This is a genomic window from Litorisediminicola beolgyonensis (assembly GCF_042679605.1).
GTDB lineage: Bacteria > Pseudomonadota > Alphaproteobacteria > Rhodobacterales > Rhodobacteraceae > Litorisediminicola > Litorisediminicola beolgyonensis.
On the sequence record NZ_JBHTMU010000027.1, the window covers coordinates 1 to 23,874 of the forward strand.

General features: G+C 65.2%; 30 protein-coding genes and 1 pseudogene. 25 read left to right on the forward strand and 6 right to left on the reverse strand.

Annotation, left to right across the window (positions count from 1 at the left end):
• The 4 genes and pseudogenes from ACFQ4E_RS14025 to rpsL form a co-directional block, all read right to left on the reverse strand.
• Positions 1-77: pseudogene (locus ACFQ4E_RS14025) on the reverse strand (GTP-binding protein); the annotation flags it as partial.
• A gap of 83 nt (positions 78-160) precedes the next feature.
• Positions 161-2,284, reverse strand: coding sequence for an elongation factor G (gene fusA / locus ACFQ4E_RS14030; protein WP_386804606.1), 2,124 nt, complete (start codon positions 2,282-2,284; stop codon positions 161-163).
• 22 nt (positions 2,285-2,306) lie between these two features.
• A complete protein-coding gene (gene rpsG / locus ACFQ4E_RS14035; protein WP_386804608.1) occupies positions 2,307-2,777 on the reverse strand; it encodes a 30S ribosomal protein S7 in 471 nt (156 codons plus the stop codon).
• Between the two features lie 12 nt (positions 2,778-2,789).
• Complete coding sequence (gene rpsL / locus ACFQ4E_RS14040; RefSeq protein WP_005980675.1) at positions 2,790-3,161, reverse strand: 30S ribosomal protein S12; 372 nt, start codon at positions 3,159-3,161, stop codon at positions 2,790-2,792.
• Positions 3,162-3,674: 513 nt separating this feature from the next.
• Here rpsL and ACFQ4E_RS14045 point away from each other — a divergent pair.
• The gene (locus ACFQ4E_RS14045) at positions 3,675-4,478 is read left to right on the forward strand and encodes a putative rhamnosyl transferase (RefSeq protein WP_386804610.1); all 804 of its coding nucleotides are present in this window, start codon (positions 3,675-3,677) and stop codon (positions 4,476-4,478) included.
• Positions 4,479-4,496: 18 nt separating this feature from the next.
• On the opposite strand, the gene ACFQ4E_RS14050 is transcribed toward ACFQ4E_RS14045, so the two are convergent.
• Positions 4,497-5,375 carry a DMT family transporter gene (locus tag ACFQ4E_RS14050; RefSeq protein ID WP_386804612.1) on the reverse strand — a complete coding sequence of 293 codons (879 nt, stop codon included), beginning with the start codon at positions 5,373-5,375 and terminating at the stop codon, positions 4,497-4,499.
• Positions 5,376-5,489: 114 nt separating this feature from the next.
• Between ACFQ4E_RS14050 and parE the strand changes: the two genes are divergently transcribed.
• Entirely contained in the window at positions 5,490-7,448 is a 1,959-nt protein-coding gene (parE, locus tag ACFQ4E_RS14055; protein WP_386804614.1) for a DNA topoisomerase IV subunit B, read from the forward strand.
• 635 nt (positions 7,449-8,083) lie between these two features.
• On the opposite strand, the gene ACFQ4E_RS14060 is transcribed toward parE, so the two are convergent.
• Positions 8,084-8,437 carry a hypothetical protein gene (locus ACFQ4E_RS14060; RefSeq protein ID WP_386804616.1) on the reverse strand — a complete coding sequence of 118 codons (354 nt, stop codon included), beginning with the start codon at positions 8,435-8,437 and terminating at the stop codon, positions 8,084-8,086.
• Between the two features lie 244 nt (positions 8,438-8,681).
• On the opposite strand from ACFQ4E_RS14060, the gene rpmC reads away from it, so the two are divergent.
• The 23 genes from rpmC (at position 8,682) to ACFQ4E_RS14175 (ending at position 23,803) form a co-directional block, all read left to right on the forward strand.
• Complete coding sequence (gene rpmC, locus ACFQ4E_RS14065) at positions 8,682-8,888, forward strand: 50S ribosomal protein L29 (protein ID WP_386804722.1); 207 nt, start codon at positions 8,682-8,684, stop codon at positions 8,886-8,888.
• Positions 8,889-8,901: 13 nt separating this feature from the next.
• The gene (gene rpsQ, locus ACFQ4E_RS14070; RefSeq protein WP_386804618.1) at positions 8,902-9,132 is read left to right on the forward strand and encodes a 30S ribosomal protein S17; all 231 of its coding nucleotides are present in this window, start codon (positions 8,902-8,904) and stop codon (positions 9,130-9,132) included.
• Positions 9,133-9,207: 75 nt separating this feature from the next.
• Entirely contained in the window at positions 9,208-9,576 is a 369-nt protein-coding gene (gene rplN, locus ACFQ4E_RS14075; protein ID WP_047996064.1) for a 50S ribosomal protein L14, read from the forward strand.
• Positions 9,576-9,887, forward strand: a complete 312-nt coding sequence (gene rplX / locus ACFQ4E_RS14080; RefSeq protein ID WP_386804621.1) for a 50S ribosomal protein L24 — start codon at positions 9,576-9,578, stop codon at positions 9,885-9,887. Before rplN ends, rplX begins: the two co-directional genes overlap by 1 nt.
• Positions 9,880-10,440 carry a 50S ribosomal protein L5 gene (rplE, locus tag ACFQ4E_RS14085; RefSeq protein WP_386804623.1) on the forward strand — a complete coding sequence of 187 codons (561 nt, stop codon included), beginning with the start codon at positions 9,880-9,882 and terminating at the stop codon, positions 10,438-10,440. The genes rplX and rplE overlap by 8 nt, the downstream gene beginning before the upstream one ends.
• 13 nt (positions 10,441-10,453) lie before the next feature.
• Positions 10,454-10,759 carry a 30S ribosomal protein S14 gene (gene rpsN / locus ACFQ4E_RS14090; RefSeq protein ID WP_386804625.1) on the forward strand — a complete coding sequence of 102 codons (306 nt, stop codon included), beginning with the start codon at positions 10,454-10,456 and terminating at the stop codon, positions 10,757-10,759.
• Between the two features lie 12 nt (positions 10,760-10,771).
• Positions 10,772-11,164 (forward strand): 30S ribosomal protein S8, encoded by a 393-nt coding sequence (gene rpsH / locus ACFQ4E_RS14095; protein WP_386804627.1) that lies wholly within the window; start codon positions 10,772-10,774, stop codon positions 11,162-11,164.
• 14 nt (positions 11,165-11,178) lie between these two features.
• Positions 11,179-11,712: a 50S ribosomal protein L6 gene (gene rplF, locus ACFQ4E_RS14100; RefSeq protein ID WP_386804629.1), complete on the forward strand. Its 534-nt coding sequence runs from the start codon at positions 11,179-11,181 to the stop codon at positions 11,710-11,712.
• 12 nt (positions 11,713-11,724) lie between these two features.
• Complete coding sequence (rplR, locus tag ACFQ4E_RS14105) at positions 11,725-12,084, forward strand: 50S ribosomal protein L18 (protein ID WP_386804631.1); 360 nt, start codon at positions 11,725-11,727, stop codon at positions 12,082-12,084.
• Positions 12,085-12,276: 192 nt separating this feature from the next.
• A complete protein-coding gene (gene rpsE, locus ACFQ4E_RS14110) occupies positions 12,277-12,855 on the forward strand; it encodes a 30S ribosomal protein S5 (protein WP_386804632.1) in 579 nt (192 codons plus the stop codon).
• A 3-nt stretch (positions 12,856-12,858) separates the two neighbouring features.
• Entirely contained in the window at positions 12,859-13,047 is a 189-nt protein-coding gene (gene rpmD, locus ACFQ4E_RS14115) for a 50S ribosomal protein L30 (RefSeq protein WP_386804634.1), read from the forward strand.
• A gap of 129 nt (positions 13,048-13,176) precedes the next feature.
• A complete protein-coding gene (locus ACFQ4E_RS14120; RefSeq protein ID WP_386804636.1) occupies positions 13,177-13,851 on the forward strand; it encodes a Crp/Fnr family transcriptional regulator in 675 nt (224 codons plus the stop codon).
• Between the two features lie 138 nt (positions 13,852-13,989).
• The gene (locus tag ACFQ4E_RS14125) at positions 13,990-14,430 is read left to right on the forward strand and encodes a GFA family protein (RefSeq protein WP_386804638.1); all 441 of its coding nucleotides are present in this window, start codon (positions 13,990-13,992) and stop codon (positions 14,428-14,430) included.
• A gap of 255 nt (positions 14,431-14,685) precedes the next feature.
• Positions 14,686-15,159, forward strand: coding sequence for a 50S ribosomal protein L15 (gene rplO, locus ACFQ4E_RS14130; RefSeq protein WP_386804640.1), 474 nt, complete (start codon positions 14,686-14,688; stop codon positions 15,157-15,159).
• 109 nt (positions 15,160-15,268) lie between these two features.
• On the forward strand, positions 15,269-16,630 hold the full coding sequence (gene secY / locus ACFQ4E_RS14135) for a preprotein translocase subunit SecY (protein ID WP_386804642.1): 1,362 nt from the start codon (positions 15,269-15,271) through the stop codon (positions 16,628-16,630).
• Positions 16,627-17,274 (forward strand): adenylate kinase, encoded by a 648-nt coding sequence (locus ACFQ4E_RS14140; protein WP_386804644.1) that lies wholly within the window; start codon positions 16,627-16,629, stop codon positions 17,272-17,274. Before secY ends, ACFQ4E_RS14140 begins: the two co-directional genes overlap by 4 nt.
• Positions 17,275-17,364: 90 nt before the next feature.
• On the forward strand, positions 17,365-17,847 hold the full coding sequence (locus tag ACFQ4E_RS14145) for a hypothetical protein (RefSeq protein WP_386804646.1): 483 nt from the start codon (positions 17,365-17,367) through the stop codon (positions 17,845-17,847).
• A gap of 391 nt (positions 17,848-18,238) precedes the next feature.
• Complete coding sequence (gene rpsM / locus ACFQ4E_RS14150) at positions 18,239-18,607, forward strand: 30S ribosomal protein S13 (protein ID WP_386804647.1); 369 nt, start codon at positions 18,239-18,241, stop codon at positions 18,605-18,607.
• A 15-nt stretch (positions 18,608-18,622) separates the two neighbouring features.
• On the forward strand, positions 18,623-19,015 hold the full coding sequence (rpsK, locus tag ACFQ4E_RS14155) for a 30S ribosomal protein S11 (protein ID WP_072780049.1): 393 nt from the start codon (positions 18,623-18,625) through the stop codon (positions 19,013-19,015).
• A 119-nt stretch (positions 19,016-19,134) separates the two neighbouring features.
• Positions 19,135-20,151 carry a DNA-directed RNA polymerase subunit alpha gene (locus ACFQ4E_RS14160; protein ID WP_386804649.1) on the forward strand — a complete coding sequence of 339 codons (1,017 nt, stop codon included), beginning with the start codon at positions 19,135-19,137 and terminating at the stop codon, positions 20,149-20,151.
• Positions 20,152-20,276: 125 nt separating this feature from the next.
• Positions 20,277-20,702, forward strand: a complete 426-nt coding sequence (gene rplQ / locus ACFQ4E_RS14165; protein ID WP_386804651.1) for a 50S ribosomal protein L17 — start codon at positions 20,277-20,279, stop codon at positions 20,700-20,702.
• A 411-nt stretch (positions 20,703-21,113) separates the two neighbouring features.
• A complete protein-coding gene (locus ACFQ4E_RS14170; protein WP_386804653.1) occupies positions 21,114-22,499 on the forward strand; it encodes a trypsin-like peptidase domain-containing protein in 1,386 nt (461 codons plus the stop codon).
• Positions 22,499-23,803 (forward strand): replication-associated recombination protein A, encoded by a 1,305-nt coding sequence (locus ACFQ4E_RS14175; RefSeq protein WP_386804654.1) that lies wholly within the window; start codon positions 22,499-22,501, stop codon positions 23,801-23,803. The genes ACFQ4E_RS14170 and ACFQ4E_RS14175 overlap by 1 nt, the downstream gene beginning before the upstream one ends.
• Positions 23,804-23,874: the final 71 nt, after the last annotated feature.

Sequence of the window (23,874 nt, forward strand, 5' to 3'; positions counted from 1 at the left end):
GTCTTGCCGTGGTCGACGTGACCGATCGTGCCGATGTTGCAGTGCGGCTTGCCGCGCTCAAACTTTTCCTTTGCCATGATGGCCTCCTTGTTCTCATGCGGTGCGCGCTCTGGCGCACCCTACTGGGGGGGTAGGGTGCGTGGTTTCCCACGCACCGCTCTTATGCGTATTTCTTCTGGATCTCGTCCGAGATGTTCTGCGGGACCGGATCGTAATGGTCGAACTGCATCGTGAACTGCGCGCGGCCCGAGGACATCGAGCGCAGGTTGTTGATGTAGCCGAACATGTTCGCCAGCGGCACGAAGGCGTTGATCGCCACCGCGTTGCCGCGCGGCTCCTGGCCCGAGACCTGCCCTCGACGGGAGGTCAGGTCACCGATGATGTTGCCGGTATACTCTTCCGGCGTCACCACCTCGACCTTCATCATCGGCTCGAGGAGCTTCGCGCCCGCCTTGCGGAGACCTTCGCGCATGCACATCCGCGAGGCGATCTCGAAGGCGAGGACCGACGAGTCCACGTCGTGGAACTTGCCGTCCACCAGCGCGACCTTGAAGTCGATCACCGGGAAGCCTGCGAGCGGACCGGAGTCCATCACCGACTTGATGCCCTTCTCGACGCCCGGGATGTATTCCTTGGGCACCGAGCCACCGACGATGCGGCTCTCGAAGGAGTAGCCTTCGCCCGCCTCGGTGGGGGTGATGATCAGCTTGACCTCGGCGAACTGGCCCGAACCACCCGACTGCTTCTTGTGGGTGTAGGTGTGCTCGATCTCGTGACCGATGGTCTCGCGATAGGCCACCTGCGGGGCACCGATGTTGGCCTCGACCTTGAACTCGCGCTTCAGGCGGTCGACGAGAATGTCGAGGTGAAGTTCGCCCATGCCCTTCATGATGGTCTGACCGGACTCGATGTCGGTCTCGACGCGGAAGGACGGGTCTTCGGCGGCAAGCCGCGCGAGGCCCTGGGACATCTTCTCCTGGTCGTTCTTCGTCTTCGGCTCGACCGCGATCTCGATCACCGGATCGGGGAAGGTCATGGTTTCGAGAACCACCGGCTTCGAGGCGTCGCAGAGCGTGTCGCCCGTGGTGGTCTCTTTCAGACCCGCCAGCGCGATGATGTCGCCGGAACCGGCCCATTCGATTTCCTCGCGGGAGTTCGAGTGCATCATCATCATCCGGCCGATGCGCTCTTTCTTGCCCTTCGTGGAGTTCAGGACGGAGCCGCCCTTTTCCAGCAGGCCGGAGTAGATCCGGGTGAAGGTCAGCGAGCCGACGAACGGGTCGTTCATGATCTTGAACGCGAGACCGGCGAAGGGCTCCTCGTCGCCCGGACGGCGGGCGATGTTGCGCTCTTCGGTTTCGTCATCCGGCGAGAAGCCCATGTAGGGCGGCACGTCGAGCGGACCCGGCAGGAAGTCGATCACGGCGTTAAGAAGGGGCTGCACGCCCTTGTTCTTGAACGCGGAACCGCCCAGCACAGGAACGAAGGACAGCGACAGGGTGCCCTTGCGGATCAGCTTCCGCAGGGTGGCCTCGTCGGGCTCTTCGCCTTCGAGATAGGCTTCCATCGCGTCGTCGTCCTGCTCGACGGCATGCTCGATCAGGTGCGAGCGCCACTCGTCGGCGGTGTCCTTGAGATCGTCACGGATCGGACCGCGCACCCAGGAGGCGCCCAGGTCTTCACCCTTCCAGACCCACTCTTCCATGGTGATCAGGTCGACGATGCCCTCGAGCTTGTCTTCCGCACCGATCGGGAAGTTAACCGGGACGGGGGTCGCACCGGTGCGGTCCTTGATCATCTTCACGCAGTTGAAGAAGTCGGCGCCGATCTTGTCCATCTTGTTGACGAAGACGAGACGCGGAACCTTGTAGCGGTCGGCCTGACGCCACACCGTTTCGGTCTGCGGCTCGACGCCGGCATTGCCGTCCAGCAGCGCAACCGCACCGTCGAGAACGGCGAGCGAGCGCTCGACCTCGATGGTGAAGTCCACGTGTCCGGGCGTGTCGATGATGTTGAAGCGGTACTTCGTGTCCGATGTGCCTTCGGCGGTCGGATCGTCCTGGCGCTGCCAGAAGGTCGTCGTCGCGGCCGAAGTGATCGTGATGCCCCGCTCCTGCTCCTGCTCCATCCAGTCCATGGTGGCGGCGCCATCATGGACCTCACCGATCTTATGCGACCGGCCGGTGTAGTAGAGGATGCGCTCGGTCGTCGTGGTCTTGCCCGCGTCGATATGGGCCATGATCCCGAAGTTCCGGTAGCGCGTCAGCGGATATTCGCGTGCCATGATGCTCGCTCCTTGGAAATGCTTACCAGCGGTAGTGGCTGAATGCCTTGTTGGCGTCGGCCATCTTGTGCGTGTCTTCGCGCTTCTTCACGGCAGAGCCGCGCGAGTTCACCGCGTCGAGAAGCTCGCCTGCGAGGCGCTCTTCCATGGTGTTCTCGTTGCGCTTGCGCGATGCGTCGATGAGCCAGCGGATGGCGAGCGCTTCGCGGCGCTCGGGACGCACTTCGACGGGCACCTGGTAGGTGGCGCCGCCGACCCGGCGCGAGCGGACCTCGACCGAGGGTTTGATGTTGTCGAGGGCCTCGTGGAAGATCTCCACGGGGGCGCGCTTGACCTTGTTCTCGACCCGGTCGAGCGCGTTGTAGACGATGCGCTCGGCGACGGATTTCTTGCCGTCGACCATCAGGTTGTTCATGAACTTGGTCAGAACCCGATCACCATATTTGGCGTCGGGCAGGATTTCGCGCTTCTCGGCTGCGTGACGACGGGACATATCTCGTTCCTCTTACTTCGGACGCTTCGCGCCGTATTTCGAACGGCGCTGCTTGCGGTCCTTGACGCCCTGGGTGTCGAGCACGCCGCGCAGGATGTGGTAGCGCACGCCCGGAAGGTCTTTGACCCGGCCGCCGCGGATGAGCACAACCGAGTGCTCCTGCAGGTTGTGGCTCTCGCCCGGAATGTAGCTGATGACTTCGTAGCCATTGGTCAGGCGGACCTTGGCCACCTTCCGCATGGCCGAGTTCGGCTTCTTCGGCGTGGTGGTGTAGACGCGCGTGCAGACGCCGCGTTTCTGCGGGCACTGCTCGAGATGCATGGACTTCGAGCGTTTGACTTTCGGCTGCCGCGGCTTGCGGATCAGCTGTTGGATCGTAGGCATTCCGGTGTCTTCCCCGTGTAGCTCACATATGTGGTGCGCCGGGTATGGGACCCTGCGCGGGTTTCTCTGTTCGCGGCTCCGCGCGTCCGCGGAGCCGCCGTTGGTGTCGCGCCCTGGACCGGCGCTCGTCGCTGGCGCCCGGATCGGCCGGGTGCCGGGTTGCGGCCCTTCGCTCGCGCCCCGGGTCGAAGACCTGTGGCGACGCAAAAAACCGCATGCGTCCCCTTGGTCCAGGGAACGACGCGGGGGGTTCCAGAGGATCGGGGCGACGGGGCCCGGATCATGACCGCTTCAGTTCTGACATGTTGGCCGGGCGCGTGAGACACGTACCCCTTGGCCAAGATGGGGCGCGTATAGGGGGAGTCGGAAAGCTTGTCAACAGCGCGACCGGCGCCTCTCCGGACCGGTGCGAAGCGCTGCTTTTCAAGGCATTTCGCGCGTCTTGCTAGCCCCGGTGCAGACTGTCACTCTCGCCGCGTTTCCGACCCCTTCTATCCCCGAGGAGCGCCCTTCGTGCAAGTCATCGGTCTGTGCCGGTTTTCCTATCCCGCCGAGGGCGGGTTCCAGGTCGAACACAGCTCCCTCGAGGAGCGGAAGGCCTATCTCTACGCGCCCGAGCGCATGGAAGAGCGGCTGCGCGTGTTCGAGCTGATGTGCCTTCCGGCCTTCGAGGCCCAGACCGATCCCGACTTCACGCTGGTCGTCCTGATCGGCGACAGCCTGCCGCCCCGGTATCTCTCGCGGTTGATGGAGCTGACCGCGCGGATGCCGCAGGTTCAGATCGCCGCCCGTCCGCCGGGACCGCACCGCGCTGTCTGCCAGTCGGTCCTGAACGAGGCTCGCCGCGATCCGTCGGCGCCCTGTCTGCAGTTCCGCCATGACGACGATGACGCGGTCTCGGTCGAGTTTGTCGAGCAGCTGCGTGCCGCCGCCTCCGATTGCGCCTCGCTCGTCGAGAAGCATCGGCTCGTCGGGTTCGACTGGAACCGCGGCTGGCTCGCGCGGCTCGACGCGGGCGGCATTCGCGCCGAGGAGGTGCAGCATCCTTATTGGGGCGTGGCGCAGGCAATGGCGGTCGCGGGCGGCGTGAAGCATTCGATCATGAATTTCGGGCATGAGCGCATCAACCGCTTCATGCCGACGGTGACCTTCCAGGATCCGCCGATGTTCCTGCGCGGCCATAACGGCTTCAACGACTCCCGCCAGAAGAAGCATGTGCAGCCGGTCGAGCTACCTTATCTCGATGCCGGGGGAGAGGCCGAGTTCGCGGCGCGCTTCAATATCGATGCCGACGCGGTGCGCGAGGCGCATCGCTGAGCGCGGGGCGCAGGGCGCTTACCGTCGTCTCCGGACCCGTGCGCTTCTCCAGAGCGTGAACATGCCCGTCGCCGCGATCAGCCCGGCGCCCGCGAGGGTCGAGGGGACCGGCCATTCGTCGAAGGCCAGCCATCCGAGCAGGAGCGCCCAGACAAGACCGGTGTAGCGGAAGGGCGCGACCACCGCGATCTCGCCCACGCGCATGACCATGACGCTCAGGAGATAGGCGCCCGAGATCAGGAGCCCCGAGGCCAGGATCAGGGACAACTCGCCGCGCGTCATCGGCGCCCAGCCCTGCGCCGCGGCGGTCGCGCCGAAGAACACCGTCACCGCCAGGCTCGCCACGAGCGTCACCGCGAGCGAGGGCACCTCGCGCGACAGCTTGCGCGCGGCGAGGTCGCGGATGGTGACGAAGACGACGGCGACCAGCGCATAGAGAGAATAGAGAGAGAAGCCCTCGGTCCCAGGCTTCACGATCAGGAGCATGCCGACGAAGCCCACGGCGATTGCCGTCCAGCGCCGCCAGCCCACCGGTTCTCCGAAGACCAGCGCCGCCGCCAGCGTGACGGTCAGCGGCAGCGTCTGTAGAAGTGCCGTCACGTTGGCGAGCGGCATCTGCGTAAGGGCGGTGAGGAAGAACCAGGCGGCGCCGACCTCCGCGAGGCTCCGGAGCGCGACCAGACCCTTGTCGCGCCGCGACAGCGTCACGGTGAGCGCGCCGCGCCGCCAGGCGAGAAGCGCCAAGAGCGCCGAGGCGATCAGACCGCGCAGGACAAGCGTCTGCGCCAAGGGCAAGGTCGCCGTCACCGCCTTCAGGCAGGTGTCGTTCAGGGTGAACGCGGCCATCGAGCCCATCATCAGGAGCGCGCCGCGGCGGTTCTCTGCCGGATCGGTCATGCGCCGCGCTAGCATGTGCCGCAAAGCCGCGCCAGAGCCTGCGCGTGCTTGCGCGCGCGCCCACCAGATGATCTAATCACGCGATACAAGACCACCAGATAATGAGCAGCACCCATGGCCGACGATCTCCTCACCGCGGCAGCGCCCGCCGAGTATGACGCCTCCTCGATCGAGGTGCTCGAGGGGCTGGAGCCGGTTCGCAAACGTCCCGGCATGTATATCGGCGGCACCGACGAGCGCGCGCTGCATCACATGGTGGCCGAGATCCTCGACAACTCGATGGACGAGGCGGTGGCGGGACATGCCAACCGCATCGAGATCGAGCTTCATGCCGATTACGCGCTGACCGTCCGCGACAATGGCCGCGGCATCCCGATCGACCCGCATCCGAAGTTTCCCGGCAAGTCCGCGCTCGAGGTGATCCTCTGCACACTGCACGCGGGCGGCAAGTTCTCGGGCGATGCCTACGAGACCTCGGGCGGCCTGCACGGGGTGGGGGCCTCGGTGGTGAACGCGCTCTCCGACAGCATGGTGGTCGAGGTCGCCCGCAACCGCGAGCTCTTCGAGCAGCGCTTCTCGCGCGGCCATCCGCTCGGCCCGGTCGCCAAGATCGGCCAGGCGCCGAACCGCCGCGGCACCTCGGTGACCTTCCATGCCGACGAGCAGATCTTCGGCCATCACCGCTTCAAGCCCGCGCGGCTCTTCAAGATGGTCCGCTCCAAGGCCTATCTCTTCTCCGGCGTTGAGATCCGCTGGAAGACCGCGATCGACGACGGCGAGACCCCGACCGAGGCGAGCTTCCACTTCCCCGGCGGCCTCTCGGACTACCTGACCGAGACGCTGGGCACCGCCACCACCTATGCCGACCGTCCCTTCGCGGGCACGGTCGATTTCAAGGCCCGCTTCGGGACGCCGGGCAAGGTCGAATGGGCGATCAACTGGACCCCGTCGCGCGACGGCTTCATCCAGTCCTACTGTAACACCGTGCCCACGCCCGAGGGCGGCACCCACGAGGCCGGGTTCTGGTCCGCGATCCTCAAGGGCGTCCGGGCCTATGGCGATCTCGTCAACAACAAGAAGTCGCAACAGATCACCCGCGACGATCTTGTGACCGGCGGCTGCGCGCTGGTTTCCTGCTTCATCCGCGAGCCGGAATTCGTCGGTCAGACCAAGGACCGCCTCGCCACGGTCGAGGCCCAGAAACTCGTCGAAGGCGCGGTGCGCGATCATTTCGACAACTGGCTGGCCTCCGACACCAAGTCCGCGGGCGCGATCCTCGATTTCCTCGTGCTGCGCGCCGAGGAACGTCTCCGCCGTCGGCAGGAGAAAGAGACCGCCCGCAAGTCCGCCACCAAGAAGCTGCGGCTTCCCGGCAAGCTCACCGATTGCACCGCCAAGAGCCGCGAGGGCACCGAGCTCTTCATCGTCGAGGGCGACAGCGCCGGCGGCTCGGCCAAGGGCGCGCGCTTCCGCGAGACGCAGGCGCTTTTGCCGCTCAAGGGCAAGATCCTGAACGTGCTCGGCGCGGCCTCCAGCAAGATAGGGTCGAACTCAGAAATTCAGGACCTTTGTGAGGCCTTAGGAACCGGTATGGACTCCAAGTTTCGGCTTGATGACCTTCGGTACGAAAAAATTATCATCATGACGGACGCCGACGTGGATGGCGCACACATTGCGTCGCTCCTTATGACGTTCTTTTGGGAGAAAATGCGGGACGTAATCCGGTACGGCCATCTCTACCTGGCCTGCCCGCCGCTCTACCGCCTGACCCAGGGGCCGAAGCGGCTCTACGTCGCCGATGACGCGGAAAAGGAGCATTGGCTGGAGAAGGGCCTCGGCGGTAAGGGCAAGATCGACGTCCAGCGCTTCAAGGGCCTGGGCGAGATGGACGCCAAGGACCTGAAAGAAACCACGATGGACCCGGCCACCCGCAAGCTCATCCGCGTGACCATCGACGAGGATGAACCCGGCGAGACCGGCGACCTCGTCGAACGCCTGATGGGCAAGAAGCCGGAGCTGCGCTTCCAGTACATCCAGGAGAACGCGCGGTTCGTGGAGGAGCTGGATGTGTGAGGCAAGTATGTTTTTCTTCGAGAATTTGACGATCAATAAGCCTGAAGGCACTCAATTTGCGACAATTGAGATCGGGAGAGGGAAAGTCGTGTTAGAGCTGCACCCTAAACCGGGAACGAAAAAGGCAAGCTTTCCGATCTCAATTGGTAAAGCTACTGACACGACCATTGCGTCCGGGCACCCTAGGGGGAAACAGGACAGTGAAAGGCAGTGGGTTTTTGAGACACTCGTTTGCATTCTTGCTTCTCAACATCCTGAGCGATGTGTTCCGAACGTCTTCAGGGCGAATACCTCGAGTGGGCAGACAGAAATATTTAAGTTGGACAAAACAGCAGCAGTCTGGGCTCTAGACGGAGGCAGATTTGAGATGTCTCGTACGAACGATGGTCAGATCGAATGCCTGCGTCCAGTACAGTCATAGAGCTGTGGCACAGCTATTAATCATAAGCTCGGCGAAACGACGCGTAACGGCTCTCAGAAAAAGACCTTGCTTTGCGAGAAGCATTGCGGACGAAAGGCAATGCGCCATCGCGTGTATGGCGTCTGCGCGTGCGCGAAAGCCAGTGAAAATGTTTCATGCAGGTCATAAGTCATAACAGTTCGTTGGTTTGAGGATCGGACTGGAACGGTCCGCCTCACACCAAGCTCTCTATATACTCCCGACACCGCGGCGAGATCACCCTTGTGTCGCCGCCGAGCTCTTCCCAGCGGGTCATGAGCCGGTCGAACTCGGTGCGCTGGGATGGGGTCATCTTGCGCGGATCGCCGATGGTCATGCCCATGGCAAAGCCCCGGAGCGAGATCGCCTCGTATTCGAGCTCCTCCGCGCTGCAGCTCCGGCGGGCCTCGGGCGTGTCGAGAAGTGCCAGCGCCGCGGCGAGTTCGGCGTCTATGGTCGCGGTCTCTCCGTCAGTTGGCGCGGTGGGACCGCAGGTGGATAGGGCCACAAGGCCTAAGGCGCATGCGAGGGCAGGGATCGGGCGCGGCATGGGGCGTCTCCTCGGGATCGGGACATCCCCCAGAGCTTGCACCGCGCGGCCCGTCGCGACATTGATCTGGGACAAGCGCCGGATCCGCGGGTTTCCGCGCCCTGGGCCTTCGGGAAAACTGGCCCTTGCCAACCCATCCGATCCCTCCTATACGGCCCGCTCATCCACGGACTCCACCGGAATCAGGGTGACCCTGCGGCTCTGCAGGCAGGGGCTCTCCGGTGATGTTGTAGAAAGGGGCGACATGAACGCCAGCGAACTCCGTGACAAGACCCCGGACGAACTCCGGGACCAGCTTGTCCAGCTCAAGAAAGAGGCCTTCAACCTGCGCTTCCAGCAGGCCACCGGCCAACTCGAGAACACCGCGCGCATGCAGACCGTGCGCCGCGACGTCGCACGGGTGAAAACCCTGCTCAACGAGAAGGCCGCCGCCGCGGCCTCCGCAGACTAAGAGGGACGGACACATGCCCAAGCGTATCCTGACTGGCACCGTCACCTCGACGGCCAACGCCCAGACCGTGACGGTCTCGGTCGAGCGCCGCTTCAAGCACCCCGTGCTGCAGAAGACCATCCGGAAGTCGAAGAAGTACCGCGCTCACGACGAGGCGGAAAAATTCGCTGTCGGCGACACGGTCCGCATCATCGAATGCGCGCCCAAGTCGAAAACCAAACGCTGGGAGGTGATCGCCGAGTAAGGCGCTCACGTTCCGGTTTGATCGAAACCCTGGGGGAGCTAATCAGAACAGCCCCCAAAGGTCGGGAGAAACCACATGATCCAGATGCAGACCAATCTGGATGTCGCTGACAACTCCGGCGCACGCCGGGTGCAGTGCATCAAGGTCCTCGGTGGGTCCAAGCGGAAATACGCTTCGGTCGGCGACATCATCGTTGTCTCCGTCAAGGAAGCGATCCCGCGTGGCCGCGTGAAGAAGGGGGACGTCCGCAAGGCCGTCGTCGTCCGCACCGCCAAGGAAGTCCGTCGCGATGACGGCACCGCCATCCGCTTCGACCGCAACGCCGCCGTCATCCTGAACAACGCGGGCGAGCCTGTCGGCACCCGTATCTTCGGGCCGGTCGTGCGCGAGCTGCGGGCGAAGAACTTCATGAAGATCATCTCGCTCGCTCCGGAGGTGCTGTAATGGCCGCGAAACTCCGCAAAGGGGATAAGGTCGTCGTGCTTGCCGGCAAGGACAAGGGCAAGCAGGGCACCATCCAGTCGGTCGACCCCAAATCGGGCAAGGCCGTCGTCGAAGGCGTGAACATGGCGATCCGCCACCAGCGCCAGACGCAGAACAACCAGGGCGGCCGTCAGCCGAAGGCGATGCCGATCGACCTCTCGAACCTCGCCATCGTCGATGCCAATGGCAAGCCGACCCGCGTCGGCTTCAAGGTTGACGGCGACAAGAAGGTGCGCGTCGCCAAGACCACGGGGGACGTGATCGATGCTTGATACCGCAACCTACACCCCGCGTCTCAAGGCCCAGTTCCGCGAGACGATCAAGCCCGCTCTGAAAGAAGAGTTCGGCTACAAGAACGACATGCAGATCCCGCGCCTGGACAAGGTCGTCCTGAACATCGGCTGCGGGGCCGAGGCCGTTCGCGACAGCAAGAAGGCCAAATCGGCGCAGGAGGATCTCTCCCGCATCGCAGGTCAGCACGCCGTCGTCACCAAGGCGAAGAAGTCGATCGCCGGCTTCCGCGTCCGGGAAGAGATGCCGCTCGGCGCCAAGGTCACCCTCCGCGGCGACCGCATGTACGAGTTTCTTGACCGCCTGATCACCGTGGCGATGCCGCGGATCCGCGACTTCCGCGGCGTGAAGCCCAGCTTCGACGGCCGTGGCAACTTCGCGATGGGCCTCAAGGAGCACATCGTTTTCCCGGAGATCGAGTTCGACAAGGTCGACGAGGTCTGGGGCATGGACATCATCATCACGACGACCGCGCAGACCGACGCGGAAGCCAAGGCGCTGTTGAAGCATTTCAACATGCCGTTCAGCGCGTAAGGGGACCCTGACCATGGCAAAGAAATCCATGATCGAACGCGAGAAGAAGCGTCAGCGCCTCGTGGCTCAATACGCCGAGAAGCGCGCCGCTCTGAAAGAGATCGCGACCGATGAATCGAAGCCGATGGAGGAGCGCTTCAAGGCGCGCCTGAAGCTGGCGCAACTGCCGCGCAACAGCTCGCCCACCCGTCTTCACAACCGCTGCCAGCTCACCGGCCGGCCGCACGCCTACTACCGCAAGCTGAAGATCAGCCGGATCATGCTGCGCGAGCTCGGCTCGCAGGGCCTGCTTCCGGGCATGGTCAAGTCCAGCTGGTAAGGAGGGAGCGAGATGAACGATCCTATCGGCGATATGCTCACCCGCATCCGCAACGCGCAGATGCGTGGCAAGTCCACCGTGTCCACTCCGGCGTCCAAGCTCCGGGGCTGGGTGCTCGATGTGCTCGCGGATGAAGGCTATATCCGCGGCTACGAGTCCGGCACCGACAAGAGCGGCCATCCGACGCTCGAGATCGCGCTGAAGTATTACGAGGGCACTCCGGTGATCCGCGAGCTCAAGCGCGTCTCCAAGCCCGGCCGCCGCGTCTACATGGCCGTCAGCGACATCCCGCAGGTCCGTCAGGGCCTGGGCGTGTCGATCGTCTCCACGCCCAAGGGCGTGATGTCGGACGCAAACGCCCGCAGCCAGAACGTTGGCGGCGAAGTGCTTTGCACCGTCTTCTAAGGAGGTCCTGAGAGATGTCTCGTATTGGCAAACAACCGGTCGAGCTGCCCTCGGGGGTCACCGCCTCCGTGTCCGGCCAGACCGTTGAAGTGAAAGGGCCGAAAGGCACCCAGAGCTTCACCGCGACCGACGACGTGACCATCACGGTCGAAGACAACGCCATCAGCGTGGCGCCGCGCGGCAATTCCAAGCGCGCGCGCCAGCAGTGGGGGATGTCCCGCACCGTGATTTCGAACCTGGTCCACGGCGTTCAGAACACCTTCAAGAAAGAGCTCCAGATCCAGGGTGTGGGTTACCGCGCCCAGGTTCAGGGCAACGTCCTGAAGCTGAACCTCGGCTATTCGCACGATGTCGACTTCCCGATCCCGCAGGGGATCACCATCACCGCGGCCAAGCCCACGGAACTCACCGTCGAAGGCCACGACCTCCAGCAGGTCGGCCAGGTGGCTGCGAACATCCGCGACTGGCGGCGGCCCGAGCCCTACAAGGGGAAGGGTATTCGCTATAAGGGCGAATACATTTTCGCCAAGGAAGGCAAGAAGAAGTAAGGACGGCAGATCATGGCAACCAGCAAAAGAGCCCTGTTCCAGAAGCGCCGTCTGCGCGTGCGGAACAAGCTTCGGTCGGTCAATGTCGGGCGTGCGCGCCTGTCGGTTCACCGCTCGAACAAGAACATCAGCGTCCAGCTGATCGACGACGTCAACGGCGTCACCCTCGCCTCCGCCTCCACCATGGAGAAGGACCTGGGCGTGGTCGGCAAGAACAACGTGGAGGCCGCTCAGAAGATCGGCGCCGCGATTGCCGAGCGTGCCAAGAAGGCAGGCGTCGAAGAGGCCTATTTCGACCGCGGTGGGTTCCTCTACCACGGTCGCGTCAAGGCGCTCGCCGATGCGGCCCGCGAGGCGGGTCTGAAGATCTGATCCGGCTCCTGCGGCACCCGACCGGGCGCCGCGACCGGACAAGAGATTGGCGGGGCGCCTCGTGCGCCCCGTCTCTGCAGACGGAGCAAGAGGTTCCGTCTCGATGATCGGGGGGCGCTGCCTGCGTGCAGGCCCACTTCGATTGGATCAACTCCGCGCGACATCCGCGCGATATGATTGGGAAAATGCCAAATGGCAGAACGTGAGAACAGAGGCCGGGGCCGTCGCGACCGCGACGAGACGCCGGAATTCGCAGATCGCCTCGTCGCGATCAACCGGGTGTCGAAGACGGTGAAGGGCGGCAAGCGCTTCGGCTTCGCGGCGCTCGTGGTCGTCGGTGACCAGAAGGGCCGTGTCGGCTTCGGCAAGGGCAAAGCCAAGGAGGTCCCAGAGGCCATCCGCAAGGCCACCGAGCAGGCAAAGCGCCAGATGATGCGCGTGCCGCTGCGCGAAGGCCGCACGCTGCACCACGACATCGACGGTCGTCACGGCGCTGGCCGGGTGGTGATGCGCACCGCTCCGCAGGGTACCGGGATCATCGCCGGTGGTCCGATGCGTGCGGTGTTCGAGATGCTGGGCGTGCAGGACGTGGTCGCCAAGTCGATCGGGTCGCAGAACCCCTACAACATGATCCGTGCCACCCTGAACGGCCTGACCAAGCAGCAGTCGCCGCGCAATGTCGCGCAGCGCCGCGGCAAGAAGGTCGCCGACATTCTTCCCAAGCGGGACGACGCTCCGGCGGAGTCCAGCCAGGTTGCCGAGGAGGCGTAACTCATGGCCAAGACCATCGTCGTCAAGCAGATCGGCTCGCCGATCCGCCGTCCCGCCATCCAGCGCCAGACGCTGATCGGCCTGGGGCTGAACAAGATGCACAAGACCCGCGAGCTCGAGGATACGCCCTCGGTGCGCGGCATGATCCGCAAGATCCCGCATCTCGTCGAGATCGTCGAAGAGCGCGGCTGAGGCGATTTCCGATCCGGAAATCGCGCGAATTCCGGTTCGGAATTCGGCAGCGCCCTGATACATGCCACGCCCTCCGGAACCGTCCGGGGGGCGTTTTTACGATCTTGGGCGCAAGGGGAGGGCGCTGGGATGGATTGGACCTTCGGCTTGGGGATCGGCCTTCTGGTCTGGATCGCCTTCGTGTTCGACCTGTTCGGCTTCGTGGCCCGGGACGAGCTTCTCCTGCGCGGCCTGATGCTGGTCGCGAGCGGCTTCTACCTCGTCTACTACTTCTTCGTCGCCGGATCCCCGCTCTGGGATGCCTTGGCGACCAACGGCGCGCTCGCGGGGGTCAACCTCGCCATGATCTTCGTGGTGATCGCCGAGCGCACCACCTTCACCATGTCGCGCGAGACGCGCGACATCTACGCGCATTTCCCGCTCTTCACCCCCGGCCAGTTCCGGCGCCTTCTGAAGGCCGCCGAGGATGTCCGCATGCGCGCCCCGCGCGAGGTGACGCGCCAGGGCGCGCCGGTCGAGCGGGTCTGGTTCCTCCTCGCAGGCAGCGCCGAGATCGAGAAGGACGGCCACCGCGCCCGTCTCGATCCGGGACATTTCATCGGCGAGATGGGGTTTCTGAGCCAGCGCCCGGCCTCGGCGACGGTCACCCTGTCGCTCGGGGCCCGGGCGCTCGCCTGGGACGTCGCGCTGCTCGCGCGGCTGCTCGAGCGCAAGCCCGCGCTCCGCGTGGCGCTCGGAGCGCAGTTCAATCTCGATCTTGTCGAAAAGCTCGCGCGGGCCCGGCCGGGCGACGCGCCGGTCTGATCCAACCCGCCCGGTCCGTGTCGGCCGGGTGGGGGACGGGGATCCGAAGGTAGGTCTCGCTTTTTCGACGCGCTTGGCGTCCCATTGCGCCCATGCGCGCCCGCCGAAGAGGCGCGCGACACAGCGGAGGAGATAGATATGTCCGTTCATTACCAGGGCGGCTGCGACCATGTGCATGTGCAGGCCCATGCCGAGCCCATCGATAATCACGAATGTCATTGCAACGTGTGCAAATCCGTCACCGGACAGCACACCACCCACGTCGCCTTCTTCAATTACAAGGACCTGAGCGTCGATCATCCCGAAAAGATGAAGCGCCAGCCGTTCAACGCCGACAATCCCGACGGGCCGCTCGAGCTCTGCACCTGCCTCGATTGCGGCGCCGCGCTCATGCTCGACGACAAGGTCAAGCGCATCCGCGTCGCCGTGCCGAACGTCATGGGCTACGACGATTCCGCCTTCCCGAAGGCCGATTACCACGCCTTCTACGACGACTCGAAGGGCTACGACAAACCCGATGACGGCCGTCCCGTCTACGAGGGCCTGCGTCCGGAGTTCAGCTGGCCGAACCCGGCCTGATCCACAGGCATTTCTCCGGTCCGCCGCATGGCGGGCCGGATCACGACCCTCGCCGGCCGGTCGGGCGGCAGAGAAAACCCCCAGAAAACAGCCGCATGGCGTGCAATCTTCTCGCATCCTCCACGGTCGCTTGAACTGCCGCGCATCCGGGTCTATACGCGCCCGGTGATCCCGAGGGATCCGATCCACATCATCACGAAACGCCGTGGTTGTCCCAACCGTCGCTGGGGGGCACATCCGGCAAGGAGAAGCGACATGAAACTCAACGAACTGCGTGACAACGACGGCGCCAACCGCAAGAAAAAGCGGATCGGCCGTGGCCCGGGCTCGGGCAAGGGCAAGACGGGTGGCCGTGGTATCAAGGGTCAGAAGAGCCGCTCGGGCGTGGCCATCAACGGCTACGAAGGCGGCCAGATGCCGCTCTACCAGCGCCTTCCCAAGCGCGGCTTCAACAAGCCGAACCGCAAATCCTTCGCCGTCGTCAATCTCGGCCTGATCGAGAAATTCGTCGAAGCCGGCAAGCTCGACGCGGGCGCGACCATCACCGAGGACACGCTCGTGGCCTCCGGCCTGGTGCGCCGCAAGCTCGACGGCATCCGCGTTCTCGCCAAGGGCGACATCACCAAGAAGGTGACGCTCGAGGTGACCGGCGCCAGCCAGGCCGCCCGTGACGCGGTCGAGAAGGCGGGCGGCACGCTCACCGTCACCGGCGCGGCGGCCACCGAGTAAGCGGTTGCGAGCGGCGCGTCTGCCGCTTACATCACCGTAGGTTTTCCGAACGCCGCCCGAGCTGGAAGACGCTCCGGGCGGCGTTTCACCAATTAAAGAGGCCCTGAGCATGGCATCCGCTGCAGAACAAATGGCCGCCAACACCTCCTGGGGGGCGCTTGGCAAGGCCACCGATCTGAGAAACCGCCTCCTCTACACCCTCGCGCTCCTCTGCATCTTCCGGCTCGGCACCTTCATTCCGGTGCCGGGAATCGACGGTCAGGCGCTGCGCGACTTCATGGAAGGCGCGGCAGCGGGCCTCGGGGGCATCCTGTCGATGTTCACCGGCGGCGCGCTGGGACGGATGGGCATCTTTGCCCTGGGCATCATGCCCTATATCTCGGCCTCGATCATCGTCCAGCTTCTGGCCTCGATGGTTCCGGCGCTCGAACAGCTCAAGAAAGAGGGCGAGCAGGGCCGCAAGAAGATCAACCAGTACACCCGCTACGGCACGGTGATCCTCGCGACCTTCCAGGCCTATGGCCTTGCGGTCAGCCTGGAGGCGGGGAACCTCGCCCATGATCCGGGCCTTTTCTTCCGCGCCTCCGTGGTCATCACGCTGGTCGGCGGCACCATGTTCCTGATGTGGCTGGGCGAGCAGATCACCGCCCGCGGCGTCGGCAACGGCATCTCGCTCATCATCTATGTCGGCATCATCGCCGAGATCCCGGCAGCACTCGCGCAGTTCCTGGCCTCCGGCCGCTCCGGCGCGATCTCTCCGGCGGTCATCATCGGCGTGATCCTCATGGTCATCGCGGTGATCACCTTCGTGGTGTTCATGGAGCGGGCGCTCCGAAAGATCACCATCCAGTATCCGCGTCGCCAGATGGGCATGAAGATGGCCGATGCGCAGAACAGCCACCTGCCGGTCAAGGTGAACCCAGCGGGCGTCATCCCGGCGATCTTCGCCTCGTCGCTTCTGCTGCTGCCGGTCACGATCTCGACCTTCTCCGGCAACGATACCGGGCCGATCATGTCGACGATCCTCGCCTATTTCGGCCCCGGACAGCCGCTCTACCTGCTGTTCTTCGCCGCGATGATCGTGTTCTTCGCCTATTTCTACACGTTCAACGTGGCGTTCAAACCCGATGACGTGGCCGACAACCTGAAGAACCAGAACGGCTTCGTGCCCGGCATCCGGCCCGGCAAGAAGACGGCCGAGTATCTCGAATACGTCGTGAACCGCATCCTGGTTCTGGGCTCGGGCTACCTCGCGCTGGTCTGTCTGCTGCCCGAGGTGCTGCGCAACCAGTTCGCCATCCCGTTCTATTTCGGCGGCACCTCGGTGCTGATCGTCGTGAGCGTCGGGATGGACTTCGTCCAGCAGGTCCAGAGCCACCTGCTCGCACATCAATACGAAGGTCTTATTCAGAAATCGCAGCTGCGCGGTAAGGGTAAGGCCCGCAAGAACCGGGGGCCCGCGCGTCGATGAACATCATTCTCCTTGGACCGCCGGGCGCCGGCAAAGGCACTCAGGCCCGCCATCTCGTCGAGACCCGGGGCATGACCCAGCTGTCGACCGGGGACATGCTGCGCGAGGCGCAGAGCTCGGGCACCGAGATGGGCCAGAAGGTCGCCGCGATCATGGCCAAGGGCGAGCTCGTCACCGACGAGATCGTGATCGGCCTCATTCGCGAGAAGCTCGAGGGCGAGAAGACCGCGGGCTTCATCTTCGACGGCTTCCCCCGCACGCTGGCGCAGGCCGACGCGCTGGCGGATCTGCTCTCCGAGCAGAACGAGACGCTCGATGCCGTGATCGAGATGCGTGTCGACGACGCCGCCCTGGTCGAGCGCATCACCGCGCGCTCCACCTGCGCGAATTGCGGCGAGGTCTATAACGACATCACCAAGCCGATCCCCGAGGACGGTGTCTGCACCTCCTGCGGCGAGAAGGCCGAGTTCAAGCGCCGGGCGGACGACAATGCCGACAGCCTGAAGCAGCGGCTGATGGAGTATTACAAGAAGACCTCTCCGCTGATCGGCTACTACTATGCCAAGGGTCAGCTGGCGCCGGTCGACGGTTTGGGCGAGATCGCCGAGGTCCGCGCCGAGATCGCATCGGTCCTCGACGCCTGATCGCGGAGATCTCCGACAATTCGAGACGGTAACCGCGTCTCAACACCTTCGGGTCTAACCTCCTCCTGCCTGTGTCGGAGGAGGTTTTTCATGGTCGGACGTCTCTTTGCCCTCGGATGCGCGCTGATCCTCGGAGCCTGTGCCAGCAGTTCGGTCGTGCCAGTATCGAAGACCGAGTTCATGCTGCAGGCCAGCGCGGCTCCGGCTTGCGGCGCGAGCAAGACCGCCGAGTTCGCGGCCAGCATGGCGGCGATCGAAACGTTGCGGTCGGGCTATGACGGGTTCGTCATCCTGGGCGGGGAGGCGCAGAACAACGTGCGCGTGATCCAGAGGGCGCCGACCTACGCGACAACGACATCGACCTACAATGTCTATGGCTCCTCGGTCTACGGCGAGTCCCGTACGACCTATGGCGGCGGCGGCCCGGTGATCTCCGGCTCTCACGACCAGAGCCTCTTCGTGCGGATGTTCCGCCGGGGCGATGCGGGATTCGCGGGCGCCGTTGATGCGCGCGCCATGCTCGGCGCGGACTGGCGCGAGCTGGTCGAGAACGGGCGGGCCACCTGCACCTGAGCTCGCTCAAGGGCGACCGGACTGCCTGATCGGCTGATTGTCGCGGGCGCTGGCGCCTGGAGACGCCGGGAGCGCGGTGGTCTGAAAGGCCCGGATCAAAGCACGCTGTCGCCGCTTGAAGCTCGGGCACGGGCGTGAAAAAGAGGGGTCCGAGGGCCTCGCGCGCGCTCCGGACAGGGGGCAGGTCGATCTCTGCCCGCGGACCCCTTGACCCTGTCCCCAAATGCCCTTACCCACCGCCATCTCCACCGGAGAATCGCTTTTGACGAGGGGCAGGGACCCATCGCCAAGATCACCTGATCGACCTTCGGCCCGCGGGCATCGCGTCCCGGGCCTTATGTTGTGAAAAAAGGGTCTGGAGCTACGGACCCGCAACGAAAGGACATAGAACGTGGCACGTATTGCCGGCGTCAACATCCCGACCAACAAGCGGGTGCCGATCGCACTCACCTACATCACCGGTATCGGTCATTCCTCGGCCAAGGCCATCTGCGAAGCGGTCAACATCGACACGACCCGTCGCGTGAATGAGCTGTCCGACGCCGATGTCGTGGCCATCCGCGAGCACATCGATGCGAACTACACCGTCGAGGGCGACCTGCGCCGCGACGTGCAGATGAACATCAAGCGCCTGATGGATCTCGGCTGCTACCGCGGCCTGCGTCACCGCCGCAACCTCCCCGTGCGCGGTCAGCGCACCCACACCAACGCCCGCACCCGCAAGGGCCCGGCGAAGCCGATCGCCGGCAAGAAGAAGTAAGGGAGGTCTGATCCAATGGCACGTGATACCCGTCGCGGAGGCAAGAAGAAGGTCTCCAAGAACATCGCTGCTGGCGTCGCTCATGTGAACTCCAGCTTCAACAACACCAAGATCCTGATCTCGGACGTGCAGGGCAACGCGATCTCCTGGTCGTCGGCCGGCACGATGGGCTTCAAGGGCTCGCGCAAGTCGACCCCCTACGCCGCCCAGCTCGCCGCCGAGGATGCGGGCCGCAAGGCCCAGGAGCACGGCGTCAAGACCCTCGAGGTCGAGGTGCAGGGCCCCGGTTCGGGCCGCGAGAGCGCGCTGCGTGCCCTCGCCGCCGTCGGCTTCAACATCACGTCCATCCGCGACGTGACGCCGATCGCTCACAACGGCTGCCGTCCGCCGAAGCGCCGCCGCGTCTGAGGCACTGGAATTACACGTCGGGGTCGCGCATTTCGCGCGGCCCCGACGCGCCGTCTTTATCTACCTCGGGCGTCCCCCGTCATTAGGACATGGGGCAGGGGACAGGAATGGAGGTCCACATGATCCATAAGAACTGGGCAGAACTGATCAAGCCGACGCAGCTCGACGTGCGTCCGGGCAACGATCCCGCGCGGGTCGCGACGCTGGTCGCCGAACCGCTCGAGCGGGGCTTCGGCCTCACCCTCGGCAACGCGCTGCGGCGCGTGCTTCTGTCGTCGCTCCAGGGCGCGGCCATCACCTCGGTGCAGATCGACAACGTCCTGCACGAGTTCTCCTCGGTCGCCGGTGTGCGTGAAGACGTCACCGACATCGTGCTGAACCTCAAGGGCGTCTCGCTCCGCATGGAGGTCGAGGGACCCAAGCGCCTGTCGATCTCGGCCAAGGGCCCGGGCGTCGTCACCGCCGGCGACATCTCCGAGACCAACGGCATCGAAGTCCTGAACCGCGATCACGTCATCTGTCACCTCGACGACGGCGCCGACCTGTTCATGGAACTGACCGTCAACACCGGCAAGGGCTATGTCTCCGCGGACAAGAACAAGCCCGAGGACGCGCCCATCGGCATGATCCCGATCGACGCGATCTACTCGCCGGTCAAGAAGGTCGCCTATGACGTGCAGCCGACCCGCGAGGGCCAGGTTCTCGACTACGACAAGCTGACCGTGAAGATCGAGACCGACGGCTCGGTCACGCCCGAGGACGCGATCGCCTACGCGGCCCGCATCCTGCAGGACCAGCTGTCGATCTTCGTCAACTTCGACGAGCCGGAATCGGCGCGCAGCGAGTCCGAGGACGATGGGCTCGAGTTCAACCCGCTCCTTCTCAAGAAGGTCGACGAGCTCGAACTGTCGGTGCGTTCGGCGAACTGCCTGAAGAACGACAACATCGTCTATATCGGCGACCTGATCCAGAAGACCGAAGCCGAGATGCTCCGCACCCCGAACTTCGGCCGCAAGTCGCTGAACGAGATCAAGGAAGTGCTGTCGGGCATGGGCCTTCACCTCGGCATGGATGTCGAGGATTGGCCGCCGGACAACATCGAGGATCTCTCGAAGAAAATGGAAGACACGTTCTGATCTTCCGCCCGGGTTTCGCCGCAGGACCGCGGCGGGACCCCTCACCACCCGGGCATCCTGCCCCAAGGAGAGGGTTGAGACACGCATCTCGCCCCTGACAAAGCAAAACACGAAGGAAGACACCCATGCGTCACGCAAAAGGCTATCGCCGCCTCAACCGCACCCATGAGCACCGCAAGGCGCTCTGGGCCAACATGGCCGGCTCGCTCATCGAGCATGAGCAGATCAAGACCACCCTGCCCAAGGCCAAGGAACTCAAGCGCGTCATCGAGAAGCTCGTGACCCTCGGCAAGCGCGGCGACCTGCACGCCCGCCGCCAGGCCCGCGCGCAGCTCAAGCAGGACATGCACGTGGCCAAGCTCTTCGAGGTGCTCGGCCCCCGCTACGCCGAGCGCCAGGGCGGCTATGTCCGCGTCCTGAAGGCCGGCTTCCGCTATGGTGACATGGCGCCCATGGCGATCATCGAGTTCGTCGACCGCGACACCGACGCGAAGGGCGCGGCCGACAAGGCCCGCGTTGCCGCCGAAGAGGCTGCCGCCGACGCGGAATGATCCCGCAGGTCTCGGGCTCCGAGATCAGGGGGCGCTGCCGGTCATCGGCGGCGCCCCTTTTCGTTGCGCGCCTGTCGGGCCGGAGCTGCGGCGGAGAGTGCGGATTGCGTATTTGGAAAAAGAAGAAGCGCAGAGGGCGGGGGGCGATGGCCCGGGCGCTGCGTGGCGTCGGGGGCGGAGCTGTCTTAAGTCCGACGTCCGGTGGCCTGTCGGGAGGGCGCGGTGACGCGCGGACGGTTGGATGAGGCGCTGCCGGGGTCGGCTGTCGTCGCAGAACTCCGGTGCTGCCTCTCAATCGCAGTGGCGTGGGTTTGTGAGGGTTTGCGACATCTACTGTCTGGCCGATGCCGACCGGTCGCTGTCTTGCATTCACCAGGTGTCGGCGACATATCGGGGCGACGGAGAGTTCTCATGCGCCGCCTGTTCGTGATCCTCAGCTGTCTTCTCCTGCCTTTGGCCAGCCAAGCCGAGGAGAGCCCGCGCGTGCCCGAAAGCCGCGCCGAGATCGCGCTTTCCTTCGCGCCCCTGGTGCGCGAGGCCGCGCCCGCCGTCGTCAATATCTACGCAAGCCGCGTCGTCGAGCGCCGCTCGCCCTTCTCGGGCGATCCGTTCTTCGGGCCGCTCTTCCGCGAGTTCGCCGATCCGCGTCCGCGTGTTCAGAACTCTCTCGGCTCCGGCGTCATCCTCACCGAGGACGGGATCGTGGTGTCGAATTACCACGTGGTGGGCGAGGCGAGCGAGATCCGCGTCGTGCTGAACGACCGGCGCGAATTCGCGGCCGAGGTCCTTCTGGGAGACGAGGAATCCGATCTTGCGATCCTGAAGCTCGAGGGTGCTTCGGACATGCCGCATCTGGCGTTGCGCGACAGCGATGCGGTCGAGGTGGGCGAGCTGGTGCTGGCGATCGGCAACCCGTTCGGCGTGGGGCAGACCGTGTCTTCGGGGATCGTCTCGGGGCTGGCGCGCTCGGGCACCGCCACCGGGAATGCACGAGGCTATTTCATCCAGACCGATGCGCCGATCAACCCGGGCAATTCCGGCGGCGCGCTCATCGATCTCGCGGGGCAGCTGATCGGGGTGAACACCTCGATCCTGTCGCGCTCGGGCGGCTCGAACGGGATCGGCTTCGCCATTCCGGCCTCGCTCGTGGCGCAGTTCGTGACCCAGGCCGAGGCGGGCAAGACCCGGTTCGAGCGGCCCTGGGCCGGGCTGACCGGGCAGCCGATCGACGCGTCGCTCTCGGAAAGCCTCGGCCAGCGCGTGCCGGGCGGGGTGCTGATCTCGCGCGTCCACCCCGCCAGCGGCTTCGCGGAGGCCGGGCTCGAGGTGGGGGACGTGGTGCTCGAGGTCGACGGACAGCCGGTGAACACGCCCGCGGAGATGCTCTACCGGCTGACCGTGCGCGGCATCGATGCGGAGGCGCAGCTCGGCGTGGCGCGCGAGGGCGAGAGGCTGGATCTCGTGGTGCGGCTCTCCGGCCCGCCCGAGAGTCCTCCGCGGGCGGCGGTGTCCCTGGGCGAGCGCGAGGTTCTGCCGGGCCTTGCGCTGGCCCGCGCCAATCCCGCGGTGACGACCGAGCTTGGACTGCCCGACACGCTTGAAGGCGTCGTGGTGACCGAGCCCGGTCCCTGGGGCGCGCGCATCGGGCTGAGGCGCGGCGACGTGATCCGCGCCGTCGATGGCCGCGAGATCGGCGCGCCGCGCGAGGTCGCGCCCGCGTTGCGCGAGGCGGCGCCGGGCGTCGCGCTCGACGTGGTGCGCCAGGGACGCCTCATTCGGCTGAGGTTCCGCGCCTGATGGCCGATCTCTTCGATCAGGAAGGGACGCCCGAGAGCGCGCCGCGCCCGCTTGCCGACAGGCTGAGGCCGGAGAGGCTGGCCGATGTGATCGGCCAGGAGCAGGTGCTCGGTCCCGAGGGCGCGCTGACCGTGATGCTGGAGGCGGGTGCCCTGGGATCGGTGATCTTCTGGGGGCCGCCCGGGGTCGGAAAGACCACGATCGCGCGGCTTCTGGCCAAGGAGACCGACCTGCATTTCCACCAGATCAGCGCGATCTTCTCGGGCGTCGCCGATCTCAAGAAGGTGTTCGAGGCGGCCAAGCAGCGCCGCCGCGCGGGGCAGGGCACGCTGCTGTTCGTCGACGAGATCCACCGGTTCAACAAGGCGCAGCAGGACAGTTTCCTGCCGCATATGGAGGACGGCACGATCCTCCTCGTGGGCGCCACCACCGAGAACCCGAGCTTCGAGCTGAACCGCGCCGTTCTCAGCCGGGCGCAGGTTCTGGTGCTGGAGCGGCTGAGCGTCGAGGAGCTTGAGCACCTGGCGCGCCGGGCCGAGGCGGAGCTTGGACGCGAGTTGCCGCTCGACGCCCGGGCGCGGGGCGCGCTTCTGGAGATGGCGGATGGGGACGGGCGGGCGCTCTTGAACCTCGTCGAGCAGGTCATGGCGTGGCGGCTCGAGGGGCCGCTCTCGACCGAGGCGCTGACCCAGCGGCTGATGCGGCGCGCGGCGCAGTACGACAAGTCCGGGGACGGGCATTACAACCTGATCTCGGCGCTGCATAAATCGGTGCGCGGCTCGGATCCGGATGCGGCGCTCTATTGGTTCTGCCGGATGCTGGAGGGCGGCGAGGATCCGCGCTTTCTCGCGCGGCGGCTGACGCGCATGGCGGTCGAGGATATCGGCCTGGCCGATCCGCAGGCGCAATCGGTGTGCCTGGAGAGCTGGCAGACCTACGAGCGGCTGGGGTCGCCCGAGGGGGAGCTGGCACTGGCGCAGTCGGTGATCTATCTCGCGCTCGCGCCGAAGTCGAACGCCGGCTACGCGGCTTACAAGGCGGCGCGGCGATCTGCCAAGGCCACCGGATCGGAGCCGCCGCCCAAGCATATCCTGAACGCGCCGACCGCGATGATGAAGGAGCAGGGCTTCGGCGCGGGCTACGCCTATGACCACGACCAGGAGGATGCGTTCTCGGGCCAGGATTACTTTCCCGAGACCATGGGCCGGACCGAGTATTATGCGCCGGTGGAGCGCGGGTTCGAGCGGGATCTGAAGAAGCGGGTGGAGTATTTCGCGCGGCTCCGGCGCGAGCGGAATGGCTAGCGGCGGTCGGGCAGGCGGTGCGCATGTGCGCAGATTTCGGCTTGATCTCAGGTCAGCATCGAACAGTCTTC